Annotated in this window: 9 protein-coding genes; 4 read left to right on the top strand and 5 right to left on the bottom strand. The window is 61.0% G+C overall.

Annotated features, from left to right (window positions below; translation table 11 throughout):
- Nucleotides 1–118 precede the first annotated feature (118 nt).
- Nucleotides 119–2047 carry a transglycosylase SLT domain-containing protein gene (locus KGA88_RS21785; RefSeq protein ID WP_223594218.1) on the top strand — a complete coding sequence of 643 codons (1929 nt, stop codon included), beginning with the start codon at nucleotides 119–121 and terminating at the stop codon, nucleotides 2045–2047.
- Nucleotides 2048–2101: 54 nt separating this feature from the next.
- On the opposite strand, the gene KGA88_RS21780 is transcribed toward KGA88_RS21785, so the two are convergent.
- Together KGA88_RS21780 and KGA88_RS21775 are read right to left on the bottom strand one after the other, a co-directional pair.
- Complete coding sequence (locus KGA88_RS21780; protein ID WP_223594215.1) at nucleotides 2102–3145, bottom strand: Fic family protein; 1044 nt, start codon at nucleotides 3143–3145, stop codon at nucleotides 2102–2104.
- Between the two features lie 69 nt (nucleotides 3146–3214).
- Nucleotides 3215–5008, bottom strand: a complete 1794-nt coding sequence (locus KGA88_RS21775; RefSeq protein ID WP_223594214.1) for an ABC transporter transmembrane domain-containing protein — start codon at nucleotides 5006–5008, stop codon at nucleotides 3215–3217.
- Nucleotides 5009–5240: 232 nt separating this feature from the next.
- Here KGA88_RS21775 and KGA88_RS21770 point away from each other — a divergent pair, with 232 nt between their 5' ends.
- A complete protein-coding gene (locus tag KGA88_RS21770; RefSeq protein WP_007974065.1) occupies nucleotides 5241–5420 on the top strand; it encodes a PA1571 family protein in 180 nt (59 codons plus the stop codon).
- A gap of 175 nt (nucleotides 5421–5595) precedes the next feature.
- Here the strand turns inward: KGA88_RS21770 and pdxB are convergent, their stop codons facing one another.
- Nucleotides 5596–6738 (bottom strand): 4-phosphoerythronate dehydrogenase PdxB, encoded by a 1143-nt coding sequence (gene pdxB, locus KGA88_RS21765; RefSeq protein WP_223594213.1) that lies wholly within the window; start codon nucleotides 6736–6738, stop codon nucleotides 5596–5598.
- Between the two features lie 326 nt (nucleotides 6739–7064).
- Here pdxB and KGA88_RS21760 point away from each other — a divergent pair, with 326 nt between their 5' ends.
- The gene (locus tag KGA88_RS21760) at nucleotides 7065–8474 is read left to right on the top strand and encodes an MATE family efflux transporter (protein WP_223594212.1); all 1410 of its coding nucleotides are present in this window, start codon (nucleotides 7065–7067) and stop codon (nucleotides 8472–8474) included.
- Between the two features lie 218 nt (nucleotides 8475–8692).
- Here KGA88_RS21760 and tusA read toward each other — a convergent pair whose 3' ends face one another.
- The gene (gene tusA, locus KGA88_RS21755) at nucleotides 8693–8944 is read right to left on the bottom strand and encodes a sulfurtransferase TusA (protein WP_007987255.1); all 252 of its coding nucleotides are present in this window, start codon (nucleotides 8942–8944) and stop codon (nucleotides 8693–8695) included.
- A gap of 196 nt (nucleotides 8945–9140) precedes the next feature.
- Entirely contained in the window at nucleotides 9141–10214 is a 1074-nt protein-coding gene (gene rlmM / locus KGA88_RS21750) for a 23S rRNA (cytidine(2498)-2'-O)-methyltransferase RlmM (protein ID WP_008001592.1), read from the bottom strand.
- Nucleotides 10215–10436: 222 nt separating this feature from the next.
- Between rlmM and acnA the strand changes: the two genes are divergently transcribed.
- Nucleotides 10437–13178: an aconitate hydratase AcnA gene (acnA, locus tag KGA88_RS21745; protein WP_110662218.1), complete on the top strand. Its 2742-nt coding sequence runs from the start codon at nucleotides 10437–10439 to the stop codon at nucleotides 13176–13178.
- Nucleotides 13179–13333: the final 155 nt, after the last annotated feature.

The raw sequence follows: 13333 nt of genomic DNA, 5'->3' as shown, positions 1-13333 counted from the left end.
GAACTGAAGCGGGAAGACCCGCAAAGCTTTCGCCGGCTGCTGGCAAAAGGCTAAGCTACAGACAATTCAGTGCGGGCCCTGGCCCGCACTTGTCATGATTTCTCTGCACGGATGTCTCATGCGCAGTCGCCTTTTCAATCTTTTGTCTGCTTTTTTACTGTCTGCCGCTGCCGTTCAATCCGCCCAGGCGGTGGACCTGTCCACCCAACGCCAGTATTACGATGAAGCCAAACGCGCCTTGGCCAAGGGCGACAGTGGCCCGTATTTCCGTTACAGCCAGGCCCTCGCCGATTATCCGCTGGAACCTTACCTGGCTTACGACGAGCTGACCGCGCGCCTGAAAACCGCGAGCAACGCCGAAATCGAGAAATTCCTCGCCGAACACGGCGACCTGCCCCAGGCCAACTGGATGAAACTGCGCTGGTTGCGCTGGCTGGCGGATCGGGGCGACTGGGCGACCTTCGTCAAGTATTACGACCCGAAAATGAACTTCACCGAACTGGATTGCCTGAATGCGCAGTACCAGATCAGCCACAACCTCAAGTCCGAAGGTTACGCCAACACCGAAAAGCTCTGGCTGACCGGCAAATCCCAACCCGACGCCTGTGACGCCCTGTTCGGCATGTGGGCCGCCGATGGCCAGTTGACCGAGCAAAAACGCTGGGAGCGCGCCAAACTCGCCGCCCAGGCGCGCAATTACCCGCTGGCCAACAGCCTGGTCAACGGCATGACCACTCTCGCCCCTCGCGGTCGCTTGCTGGTGGACGTCGCGCAGAAACCGGAACTGCTCAACCAGCCGTCACGCTTCACCCCGGCCGATGAAGCCATGTCCGACGTGGTCAGCCTGGGCCTGCGCCGCCTGGCTCGCCAGGACCCGGACAAGGCCATGGACCTGCTCGACGGTTATGCCAACAGCATGCACTTCTCCCGGGATGAAAAAGTGGCGATCGCCCGGGAAATCGGCCTGACCCTCGCACGACGTTTCGACGGTCGCGCACTGGATGTCATGACCAAATACGACCCCGAACTGCGCGACAACACCGTTTCCGAATGGCGCTTGCGCCTGCTCCTGCGCCTGGCACGCTGGGACGATGCCTATCAGTTGACCCGCCGCCTGCCCCAGGACCTGGCCACCACCAACCGCTGGCGCTACTGGCAGGCCCGCAGCCTGGAACTGGCGCAACCGCAGAATCCGGAAGCGCAGACACTCTACAAAAGCCTCGCCCGCGAACGCGACTTCTATGGTTTCCTCGCCGCCGACCGCTCGCAGTCGCCCTACTCGCTGCTCAACAAACCGCTGGCGCTCAGCCAGGCCACCATCAACAAGGTGCGCAACACGCCCGGCGTGCGCCGCGCCCTGGAACTGCACGCCCGTGGGCAGATCGTCGATGGCCGGCGCGAGTGGTACTACGTCAGCCGCCACTTCAGCCGCGACGAAATGGTCGCCCAGGCCAAACTGGCCTACGACCTGAAATGGTACTTCCCGGCGATCCGCACCATCAGTCAGGCGCAGTATTGGGATGACCTGGACATCCGCTTCCCGATGGCTCACCGCGAGACCCTGGTCCGTGAAGCGAAGAACCGCGGCCTGCATCCGAGCTGGGCGTTCGCCATCACCCGCCAGGAAAGCGCATTCATGGACGACGCACGCTCAGGGGTCGGCGCTTCGGGCCTGATGCAACTGATGCCCGCCACCGCCAAGGAAACCGCACGCAAGTTCAGCATCCCCTATAGCTCGCCACAACAGCTGCTGGATCCGGACAAGAACATCCAGCTCGGTGCCGCCTACCTGAGCCAGGTGCACAGCCAGTTCAACGGCAACCGCGTCCTCGCCTCCGCCGCCTACAACGCCGGCCCCGGCCGCGTCCGCCAATGGCTGCGCGGCGCGGACCACCTGAGTTTCGACGTGTGGGTGGAAAGCATCCCGTTCGACGAAACCCGCCAGTACGTGCAAAACGTGCTGTCATATTCGGTGATCTACGGCCAGAAGCTCAATTCGCCACAACCGATCGTGGATTGGCATGAGCGGTACTTCGACGATCAATGATTCAAATCGATCCACAAAAAAAGCCCGCATCACAGATGCGGGCTTTTTTAATGCTCAGAATTTCTTTGCCGGCTTGAGCCGTGCGAAGACCTGTTTTCCAAGCTGGGTCAGGCGATACTTTTGTGCCGGACTGCTTGGCGATTCGGGATGGGTCATTTCTATCCATGCGACCGCTAATGCAGGCCTGAGATAGTTAGCCCGAAAGGTCGCCTTGTGCACCAATCCGATCTCAGCCATCAATTCGCTGATCTTTCGCGGACCATTAAGATGCAGTATGGAAAGCAACTTCTCTACTGGGTCGCTTACTAGGTCGCTTACTAGGTCGATTTCTGGCTCACCCCGTACTGCCTCCGATAGTGCAACGCTCATGGCTTGCAACATGAACTCTACGAAAGGCGTTGATTCGGCCAAATGATCAGCCACCGACAATGCAGCGTAGTATGCCTCCTGCTGATCCCGAATCACCGCCTCAACCGGTAAGTAAGACAATACCGGGCGCCACTGACTGAGAATCAGGGTTTGCCAAAGGCGTCCCATGCGTCCGTTACCGTCAGCGAAGGGATGGATGAATTCGAACTCATAATGAAAGACGCAGCTGGTAATCAGCGGATGCCAGTCCGAGGCACCAAGCCACGCCAGCAAGTCATCAATCAAGTGCACTACGCGACTCGGTGGCGGCGCCATATGGATCAACTTGTCGCCACGATAGATACCCACACCGGCTCGACGAAACTGCCCGCATTCATCAATCAATCCGCCCATCAGCAGTTCACGGGCTCGCAGCAAATCGGTCCGGCTGCTCGGCTGCCAATCAGGCATGGCTTCGTATGCAGCAAACGCATTTCGAACTTCCTGGATTTCCCGAGGCAACCCCAGCACACGCTGCCCTGCCAGAACGGCGGTCACTTGCTCGATGCTCAGCGTATTGTTTTCGATGGCCAAAGAAGCCTGAATCGTTCGAATCCGATTGCCACGACGCAACTGAGGTGTCTGCAGGCGTTCGTCCATCGCCGTAAGCTGACCGATCTGTTCGCTGATATCGGCGATCAGCGACAACATTTTCGTCGTCAAGGTCAACGGTGGTTGATAACGGCTCATATCCTCATCCGGGCTCATGACAGTGGACGACATAATGCCCGAACCGGGCAACATTCATCATGTAGTCATTCACGCCGCTTCATTCCCATCACTGAACTGCAACGCCGCCAACCGCGCATACAACGCATTGCTGGCGATCAGTTCCTGATGCGTGCCCACCGCCACCAGCTTCCCTTGATCCATCACGGCGATCCGGTCGGCGTTTTTCACCGTGGCCAGGCGATGGGCGATGACCAGGGTGGTACGGTTTTTCATCAGGCTCGGCAGTGCCTGCTGGATCAGGTGTTCACTCTGGGCGTCGAGGGCGCTGGTGGCTTCGTCGAGGAGCAGGATCGGCGCGTCCACCAGAAGCGCCCGGGCGATGGCCAGGCGCTGGCGCTGGCCACCGGACAAACCGAGACCGCCGTCCCCCAGATGCGTCTGGTAACCGTTGGGCATGGCTTCGATGAAGTCATGGGCATAAGCGATCTTTGCCGCTTCCTGTACCTCGGCCAGGGTCGCCTGCGGATTGCCGTAGCGGATGTTTTCTTCGATGCTGCCGAAAAACAGCGCCGGTGTTTGCGAGACCAGGGCGAAGCAGCGGCGCAGGTCCAGCGGGTCGAGCTGAGTCAATGGCACGCCATCGAGCAGGATGTGCCCCTCGGCCGGGTCATAAAAACGCAGCAGCAAGTCATACACCGTCGATTTGCCGGCCCCTGATGGCCCGACCAGCGCCAGGGTCTCACCGGCATTGACGGTCAGGCTCAAGCCGTCGACGGCATAACTTTCCGGTCGCGACGGGTAGGAAAAACGCACATTTTGCAGTTGCAGGTGGCCGTCGACCCGGTCCGGCAATGTCACCGTGCCGGTCACCGGCGGCAGGATGATGTTTTCCGAACGCAGCAACTCGGCAATCCGCTCGGCCGCGCCGGCTGCCCGCTGCAATTCGCCGATCACTTCGCTCAACGTGCCGAACGCACTGCCGACGATCAGGCTGTAGAACACGAACGCCGCCAACTCGCCGGCGGAAATTCGCCCGGCGATGACGTCCATGCCGCCAACCCAGAGCATCACCCCGACCGCGCCCAATACCAGCACGATCACCAGGGTAATCAGCCAGGCCCGCTGGAAGATGCGTTTGCGCGCAGTGTTGAATGCCTCCTCCACCGTCACGGCAAACCGTTGCTCGTCCTGGGCCTGATGGTTGTAGGCCTGCACGGTCTTGATCTGCCCCAGGGTTTCCGACACATAGCTGCCGATATCGGCAATCCGGTCCTGACTCAGGCGCGAGAGGTTACGCACCCGGCGTCCGAAGATCAGGATCGGTGCGATCACCAAGGGCAAGGCCACCACCACGATACTGGTGAGCTTGGGGTTGGTGATGAACAACAGGACAATCCCGCCGATCACCATCAACAGATTGCGCAGGAACAACGACAGGGAAGATCCGATGACCGATTGCAGCAGCGTGGTATCGGCGGTCAGGCGGGACTGGATTTCCGAGCTGCGATTGTCTTCGTAAAACCCCGGGTGCAGGTAAATCAGATGATTGAACACCTGGCGCCGGATATCCGCCACGCAGCGCTCGCCGATCCACGACACCAGGTAAAACCGTGCAAACGTACCGATCGCCAGCCCCACCACCAGCAACATGAACAGCGCGATGGACTGATTGAGCAGGTGCGGTGACTGGGTCATGAACCCCTTGTCCACCAGCAGGCGGATGCCCTGCCCCATCGACAAGGTGATGCCCGCGGTGACGATCAGCGCCAGCAAGGCGCCAAAGGCCTGCCAGCGATACGGAGCGATGAAACGAATGGCCAGGCGAACAGCACGGCGGTGACGGGCAGAGAGCATCGCAATTTTCCAGGACAAAGCAGTCATTAGGGTCAGCCTATACCGCTCAATGGGGTGGCTCGCTGCAAATCACAATGAGTCAGGTTAATTATGTCCACCAACACTAGAGGCTAGACGCTATTGGTCTAAAGTTCGGGTAGCCACGCGAAGGCATTTCTGCTGGACTGGATGTGTCCCCCGGAAAGATCGCAGGGAGTTGTCATAGCCCGGTCACCTGGCGGTTCTACAGTAAGCACACAACCTGATGAGGAGACAGGCCATGTCCTTGCAACACAGCAGCGATGACAAGATTCAAGTGATCCGCACGCAACCAGACCAGTCTCTGGGTTGCTCGATTATTGACGAGCAGGGTCGCGAAGTACCGATCACTGAAGAGATGATCCAGAAAGCTTGCAGCGAACTGGAAAAGCGATTGGTCAAGCCTGCCGAACAAGAGTGATATAGCCACCGTCTTCTTGACCCGGCCCATTGTTGGCCGGGTTTTTTATGCCTGCTTTTCCAATTCGGAACCGTGGCGCGCCCTTCGCGAGCAAGCCCGCTCCCACACTGGATCTTCATGCACCACAAATCCCCTGTGGGAGCGGGCTTGCTCGCGAAGGGGCCACCAGGGTCTATCAGATGGCCGTCGCCCCCAACGCCGCCACAATCCTCTGCAACTCAGGCGCATCCCCCTCGATCCGCACCTGCAGCCCGTCGATCTCCCGGCGCGACGGATATTGCTTGCGCAGCACATCGAATGCCGCACGCTGCTCGCTGACACTGCCGACCAGGCTGCGACGGAAATCCGCATCGTCACGACGCGGGTCATACACGCCACGACACAGCATCGCCAACGCCCAGGCCGGGTCGCTTTGCGCATTGAGGGTCACGTGCGACAGCCACGGTGCCGGCAGCAAATCGCTCAGGCTGACGCGGGCCGGTTGCCCGAGGAAATCGCAATACGCCTGATAAATCTGCGCGGTCCCGCGCTGCTTGCCGTCGAGGCTGTAACCGGCAATGTGCGGCGTTGCCAGCACGCACAGCTCGGCCAGCGCTACGTCGACTTCAGGCTCGCCTTCCCAGACATCGAGCACCGCTTGCAGGTCTTCGCGCTCCAGCAGCACATCGCGCAGCGCCGCGTTGTTGACCACCGGCCCGCGACTGGCATTGATCAGCCAGGCACCGGGCTTGAGCTGATTCAGACGTTTTTCATCGAACAAATGCCAGGTCGATTGTTGACCCTGCTTGGTCAACGGCGTGTGCAGGCTGATGACGTCGCATTGCTCGACGATCTGTTCAAGGCTGACGTAGTCCCCGCCTTCAGCGGCTTGTCGTGGTGGATCGCACACCAGCACCTTCCAGCCCAGCCCTTGCAGGACCTTGATCAGCCGTCCGCCCACCTCGCCGGCGCCGACCACGCCGTAGGTACGCCGGGTCAGGTCGACACCTTCGATTTCGGCCAGGGTCAACAGGCTGCCGAGCACATAGTCGACCACGCCGCGGGCATTGCAGCCCGGTGCGCTGGACCAGGTGATGCCGACCTGCTGAAAGTAATCCAGGTCCAGATGATCGGTGCCGATGGTGCAGGTTCCGACAAAGCGCACCTTGCTGCCTTCGAGCAGCGCGCGATTGACGTTGGTCACCGAACGCACCAACAGCACATCGGCCTGCTCGACCATGGCACGGTCGATGGCGCGTCCCGGCACCCGGCGGATTTCACCGAAGCCTTCAAAGAACGCATCGAGCAGGGGGATATTTTCGTCGGCAACAATCAGCATGGCAGGCTCCTTTGGCGGATCGGCAGTGTAGGCGTAGATGGCCGTTGTGAGCCAGTAAGCATTGCGCGTCCCTTGTGGCGAGGGGGCTTGCCCCCGTTCGGCTGCGAAGCAGTCGCAAACTCAGTCTGCACGGTGCGCCTGGAAGAATGCGGTGGACGATTTGGGGCCGCTGCGCGGCCCAACGGGGGCAAGCCCCCTCGCCACAATAATGATCGGCACACAATCGGGTGGATGATTACAAATCCACAACACGGGTCTTTTCCTGACTGGCGCGTCAACGCGTAGAATGCGCGCCTGTGCTTCAACACCTTTTGGACGTTTCGCCATTGAATCCTGTAATCGAGAATACCGTCGCCACTGCTCCTGCGCGGACAACACCCGTACGCCTGGAACTCAAGGGCCTGCTCGGCCTGGCCCTGCCCATCATGATCGCGCAACTGGCCACCACGGCCATGGGCTTCGTCGATGCGGTGATGGCCGGGCGCGTCAGTCCAAGGGACCTGGCCTCGGTCGCCCTGGGCAACTCGATCTGGATTCCGGTCTACCTGTTGATGTCTGGCGTCCTGCTGGCAACCACACCCAAGGTCGCGCAACGCTTTGGCGCCGGGCAGTTTGACGAAATCGGCCCGCTGGTACGCCAGGCGCTGTGGCTGGCACTGTGTGTCGGGTTGATCGGCAGTGGCCTGCTGCTCAGCGCCGAGCCGATCCTGCACTGGATGAAAGTCGATCCGCAATTGATCGAGCCGAGCATGGGTTACCTGCACGGGATCGCCTTCGGTTTTCCGGGCATGGCTTTTTATTACGTACTGCGCTGCTATAGCGATGGCATGGGTCGAACCCGTCCGAGCATGGTCATTGGCTTGTGTGGCCTGCTGCTGAACATCCCGCTGAACTACACGTTGATCTACGGCCATTTCGGCGCACCGGCCCTGGGCGGCGTCGGTTGCGGCTGGGCCAGCGGCATCGTGATGTGGTTCATGGCGCTGAGCATGGCCGGCTGGACGTTCTGGGCCCCCTTCTATGCCCGCACCCGTGTACTGGTGCGCTTCGACCGGCCGAAATGGGCCGTGATCAAGCGTCTGGTCAGCATTGGCCTGCCGATCGGTATCGCCGTCTTCGCCGAGTCCAGCATCTTCGCGGTCATCGCCCTGTTGATCGGCAGTCTCGGCTCTACCGTGGTGGCCGGGCATCAGATCGCCCTGAATATCAGCTCGCTGCTGTTCATGATTCCTTACTCGCTGGGCATGGCGGTAACGGTGCGGGTCGGTCAGGCACTGGGGGCCGGCAATCCCTGGCAGGCGCGCTTCGCGGCGAAAGTCGGACTCGGCGCGGCACTGGTGTTCGCCGCGTTCTCGGCGAGCCTGATCCTGCTGCTGCGCGAACAAATCGCCTCGATCTACACGCCTGACCAGGCCGTGATCCAGATTGCGTCGATGCTGATTGTGTATGCCGCGCTGTATCAGTTTTCCGATGCCATCCAGGTGATCTGCGCAGGCGCGTTGCGTGGCTACCAGGACACCCGGGTGACGATGATCCTGACCTTGTTCGCCTATTGGGGCATCGGCCTGCCAGTCGGTTACTTGCTGGGACTGACCGACTGGTTCGGTCCGGCCAGTGGCCCGAGCGGGCTGTGGGAAGGGCTGATTGCCGGCTTGAGCTGTGCGGCGCTGATGCTGTCGATCCGCCTGACGCTCAGTGCGCGCCGGCGGATTCGTAACAGCCGCCCGGCGGGTTGACTGCACAAAAAAAAGACCTGCTTTTGCAGGTCTTTTTTTTGGGCTTTCACGGTTTGCAGGTCACTTCGTTTTCGACCAGGACGCGGTTTCTTGTAGGAGCTGGCTTGCCAGCGATGCTCGTTAACGATAACGCGTGTAAACCGGATAAACGCGGCGCACTTGAGTCCATCGCCGGCAAGCCGGCTCCTACAGGTATTGCGGTGTATCCCGGGGTGGGATCAGCCGGACTTCTTGCGAATCCAGTAGAGGTAGGTGCCCGCCTCTTCGTGCTGCGCCACCAGTTCGTGGTCAAGAAACACGCAGAATTTGGGAATGTCACGACGGGTCGACGGGTCGGTGGCGATCACCTTGAGCAGGCCGCCGGGCACCAGGTCACGAATGTGCTGGTGCAGCATCATCACCGGCTCCGGGCAGTTGAGGCCGGTGGCGTCGAGGGTGCCGTCTACCGGCGTATCAAGCATTTCACTCATGATTAACTCCTGAAACTGGCCGGCATTGTCGCGCATTGCCGGGTGTTCGGTCACCTGTGGCATATCGCCGCCGTTGCGGGATTGGCACTGACCTATGGGAGCGGGCTTGCTCGCGAAAGCGGTGTGTCAGCAACGTTGATGTCGACTGACAGGACGCCTTCGCGAGCAAGCCCGCTCCCACATTGGGCCGCGTGTATCAGCGGGATTTCGGCTTCTTCACGTCCAACCGACGCAAATGGCAGGTCACTTCCTCGCGGTCGTGGTACAGCTGCTTGCAGCCGATCTCGACCTTGATGCCCCGCGCCTTGAAGCCATCGGCAATGCGCTCGAGCAAACGCTTCACCTCGGCATAGCGCTGCTTCATCGGCAGCTTGAGGTTGACCACCGCCTCGCGGCAATGGCCGTCGCCGATCCACTCTTCCAGCATCGCGGCGTTGCGTGCCGGCTTTTCGACGATGTCGCAAACCATCCAGTCCACCGGTTGCTTGGGCTTGAAGGTGAAACCGTCAGCCATCAAGTGCTGCACCAGCCCCGTGTCCATCAGGCTTTCGGCCATCGGGCCGTTGTCGATGGCGGTCACCAGCATGCCGCGATTGACCAGTTGCCAGGTCCAGCCACCAGGAGCGGCTCCCAGGTCAACGCCAGTCATGTCGCCGTGCAAACGCTCGTCCCACTGGTCACGCGGGATGAAGTGGTGCCAGGCCTCTTCCAGCTTGAGGGTCGAGCGGCTCGGCGCCTCGCGGGGGAATTTCAAACGCGGAATGCCCATCGGCCACATCGCCGAGTTGTTCGACTCGGCCAGGCCCATGAACACTTCGCGACCGCTCTTGAAGGTCAGCAACAGACGCGGCTTGTGCGCATCTTCCACCAGCTTGCCGGCGGCCATCAGCGCCTTGCGCAGGTGCACTTCGAATTTCTTGCAGAAGTTCGACAGTTCCTTGCCGTCGTTGGTGTCGACCATTTCCAGCCACAGGCTGCCGCACAGCGGAAAGTCCGCCATATGATCGAGGATCACGCTGATGCGGTCGGTTTCCGGCAGATCGATGAAAATCCCCCGGGCCCACTGGCGCGGGAAGATCAGCTCGGCGAAACGCTGCCCGCGCATCAGGCGCTCGGCGCCGTCTTCTTCGGTGCAGACGAATTCGGCGCAGGCAGTTGCCGCCTTGGCCTTGGCATATCCGGCCACGTTCAAGCGCGCGGCGAGGTCGGAAATCTCGGAACAGACTTCGCCTTCGAAGCCCGGCCGGCAATGCATGAATAGGGTGTTCATTCTTACTCCTGGGCAATGGCGAGGAATTTCGGCCACTGCGCGATGCCCAGGCTTGCGTTGAAGCAAAGCCTGTCACGAAAACCCGCGCATGATAGCCGAGTTCGGAACCTGGGGTCTGTCCATAGAGTCCAGTTATTAGCCAGCTACCGAAAACAGGGCTAGGTTTAATGCTCTGCCCGTCCCCTCAGTCCGTAGCCGTGCGGACTCAAAGGAGTGATCGTAATGCCGTCCCTCGATAGCCTGAAAACGCTCAAGACCCTGCAAGTCGGTAACAAGACCTACCACTACTTCAGCCTGCCCGATGCCGCCAGGAGCCTGGGTGAGCTGGACAAGTTGCCGATGTCGTTGAAAGTCCTGCTGGAAAACCTGCTGCGCTGGGAAGATGAAAAAACCGTCACCGGCGCCGACCTCAAGGCAATTGCCGCGTGGCTCAAGGAGCGTCGCTCCGACCGCGAAATCCAGTACCGCCCCGCACGGGTGCTGATGCAGGACTTCACCGGCGTACCGGCGGTGGTCGACCTGGCTGCCATGCGCGCAGCGATGGCCAAGGCCGGCGGCGATCCGCAGCGGATCAACCCGCTGTCGCCGGTGGACCTGGTGATCGACCACTCGGTGATGGTCGACAAGTTCGCCAGCAGCAGCGCCTTCGAGCAGAACGTCGACATTGAGATGCAGCGCAATGGCGAGCGTTATGCGTTCCTGCGCTGGGGCCAGAGTGCCTTCGACAACTTCAGCGTGGTGCCGCCGGGCACCGGGATCTGCCACCAGGTGAATCTGGAATACCTCGGCCGCACGGTCTGGACCAAGGACGAGGACGGCCGCACCTATGCCTTCCCCGACACCCTGGTCGGCACCGACTCCCACACCACCATGATCAACGGCCTCGGCGTGCTTGGCTGGGGTGTCGGCGGTATCGAGGCGGAAGCGGCGATGCTCGGGCAACCGGTGTCGATGCTGATTCCGGAAGTGATCGGCTTCAAACTCACCGGCAAGCTCAAGGAAGGCATCACCGCCACCGACCTGGTGCTGACCGTGACCCAGATGCTGCGCAAGAAAGGCGTGGTGGGCAAGTTCGTCGAATTTTACGGCGACGGCCTCGCCGACCTGCCGCTGGCCGACCGCGCGACCATCGCCAACATGGCCCCGGAATACGGCGCCACCTGCGGTTTCTTCCCGGTGGACGACGTCACCCTGGAATACTTGCGCCTCTCAGGCCGGCCCCTCGAAACGGTGCAACTGGTCGAGGCCTACAGCAAGGCCCAGGGCCTGTGGCGCCTGCCCGGCCAGGAACCGGTGTTCACCGACAGCCTGGCGCTGGACATGGGCAGCGTCGAAGCCAGCCTCGCCGGACCAAAACGTCCACAGGACCGGGTTTCGCTGCCAAACGTCGCGCAAGCGTTCAGTGACTTCATCGACCTGCAGTTCAAACCCACCAGCAAGGAAGAAGGTCGCCTGGAAAGTGAAGGCGGTGGCGGTGTCGCCGTCGGCAATGCCGATATGGCCGGCGAAGCGGATTACGAATACGAAGGCCAGACCTATCGCCTGAAAAACGGCGCTGTGGTCATCGCCGCGATCACCTCCTGCACCAACACCTCCAACCCCAGCGTGATGATGGCGGCCGGGCTGGTGGCGAAGAAGGCCGTGGAAAAAGGCCTGAAACGCAAACCCTGGGTGAAGAGCTCGCTGGCCCCCGGCTCGAAAGTGGTCACCGACTACTATAAGGCGGCCGGCCTGACCCAATACCTCGACGAATTGGGGTTTGCCCTGGTCGGCTACGGCTGCACCACCTGCATCGGCAACTCCGGACCGCTGCCGGAGCCCATCGAGAAAGCCGTCCAGCAAGCCGACCTCACCGTGGCTTCGGTGCTCTCGGGCAATCGCAACTTCGAAGGCCGGGTGCATCCCCTGGTGAAAACCAATTGGCTGGCCTCCCCGCCGCTGGTGGTGGCCTACGCGCTGGCCGGCACGGTGCGCACTGATCTCAGTCGCGAGCCGTTGGGCGAGGACAAGGATGGCAAACCGGTATACCTGCGCGACATCTGGCCAAGCAGCAAGGAAATTGCCGAGGCGGTCAATCAGGTCAACACCGCCATGTTCCACAAGGAATACGCCGAAGTGTTTGCCGGTGACGAACAATGGCAGGCGATCAAGGTCCCGCAGGCGGCGACCTATGTCTGGCAGGACGATTCGACCTACATCCAGCACCCACCGTTCTTCGACGGCATCGGCGGCCCGCCGCCCGTGGTCAAGGATGTCTGCGCAGCGAACATTCTCGCGTTGCTCGGCGACTCGGTGACCACCGACCACATCTCCCCGGCCGGTAACATCAAGGCCGACAGCCCGGCCGGGCAATACCTGCGAGACAAAGGCGTGGAGCCGCGGGACTTCAACTCCTACGGTTCGCGACGGGGCAACCATGAAGTGATGATGCGCGGCACCTTCGCCAATATCCGCATACGCAACGAAATGCTCGGCGGCGAAGAAGGCGGCAACACCCGCTACATTCCCACCGGGGAGAAAATGCCGATCTACGACGCCGCCATGCGCTATCAGGCTTCGGGCACGCCGCTGGTGGTGATCGCCGGCCAGGAATACGGCACCGGATCGAGCCGCGACTGGGCGGCCAAAGGCACCAATCTGCTGGGGGTCAAAGCGGTCATCGCCGAAAGCTTCGAACGCATCCACCGCTCCAACCTGGTGGGCATGGGCGTGCTGCCGTTGCAATTCAAGCTGGATCAGAACCGCAAGAGCCTGAACCTGGGCGGCAGCGAAACCCTGGACATCCTCGGCTTGACCGGCGTCGAATTATCTCCACGGATGAACCTGACGCTGGTGATCACCCGCGAAGACGGCAGCCGCGAGAAAATCGAGGTGTTGTGCCGGATCGATACGCTCAATGAGGTGGAGTACTTCAAGGCGGGAGGGATTCTGCATTACGTGTTGCGGCAGATGATTGCCTCTTGATCTAGCGCTGAAAAAGACACCGCCTTCGGGCTAATGCCGATCAGTTAAGCCTTCTCGCTTGACCTTTGGCCGCAAGAAATCAAAATCCGATGCCTGTACTGGCATCGGATTTTTTTATGCGTCTCGCTCGGGCACTGGAACTGACCCACAACATC

It is taken from the genome of Pseudomonas sp. A-R-19, assembly GCF_019956575.1.
Lineage (GTDB): Bacteria > Pseudomonadota > Gammaproteobacteria > Pseudomonadales > Pseudomonadaceae > Aquipseudomonas.
This window is presented reverse-complemented; position numbering and strand designations above follow the sequence as displayed.

Bases quoted from the DNA above. Each gene is read 5' to 3' on its own strand.
- KGA88_RS21785 (WP_223594218.1), top strand. From the start codon at position 119: ATGCGCAGTCGCCTTTTCAATCTTTTGTCTGCTTTTTTACTGTCTGCC.
- KGA88_RS21780 (WP_223594215.1), bottom strand. From the start codon at position 3,145: ATGAGCCGTTATCAACCACCGTTGACCTTGACGACGAAAATGTTGTCG.
- KGA88_RS21775 (WP_223594214.1), bottom strand. From the start codon at position 5,008: ATGACTGCTTTGTCCTGGAAAATTGCGATGCTCTCTGCCCGTCACCGC.
- KGA88_RS21770 (WP_007974065.1), top strand. From the start codon at position 5,241: ATGTCCTTGCAACACAGCAGCGATGACAAGATTCAAGTGATCCGCACG.
- pdxB (WP_223594213.1), bottom strand. From the start codon at position 6,738: ATGCTGATTGTTGCCGACGAAAATATCCCCCTGCTCGATGCGTTCTTT.
- tusA (WP_007987255.1), bottom strand. From the start codon at position 8,944: ATGAGTGAAATGCTTGATACGCCGGTAGACGGCACCCTCGACGCCACC.
- rlmM (WP_008001592.1), bottom strand. From the start codon at position 10,214: ATGAACACCCTATTCATGCATTGCCGGCCGGGCTTCGAAGGCGAAGTC.
- acnA (WP_110662218.1), top strand. From the start codon at position 10,437: ATGCCGTCCCTCGATAGCCTGAAAACGCTCAAGACCCTGCAAGTCGGT.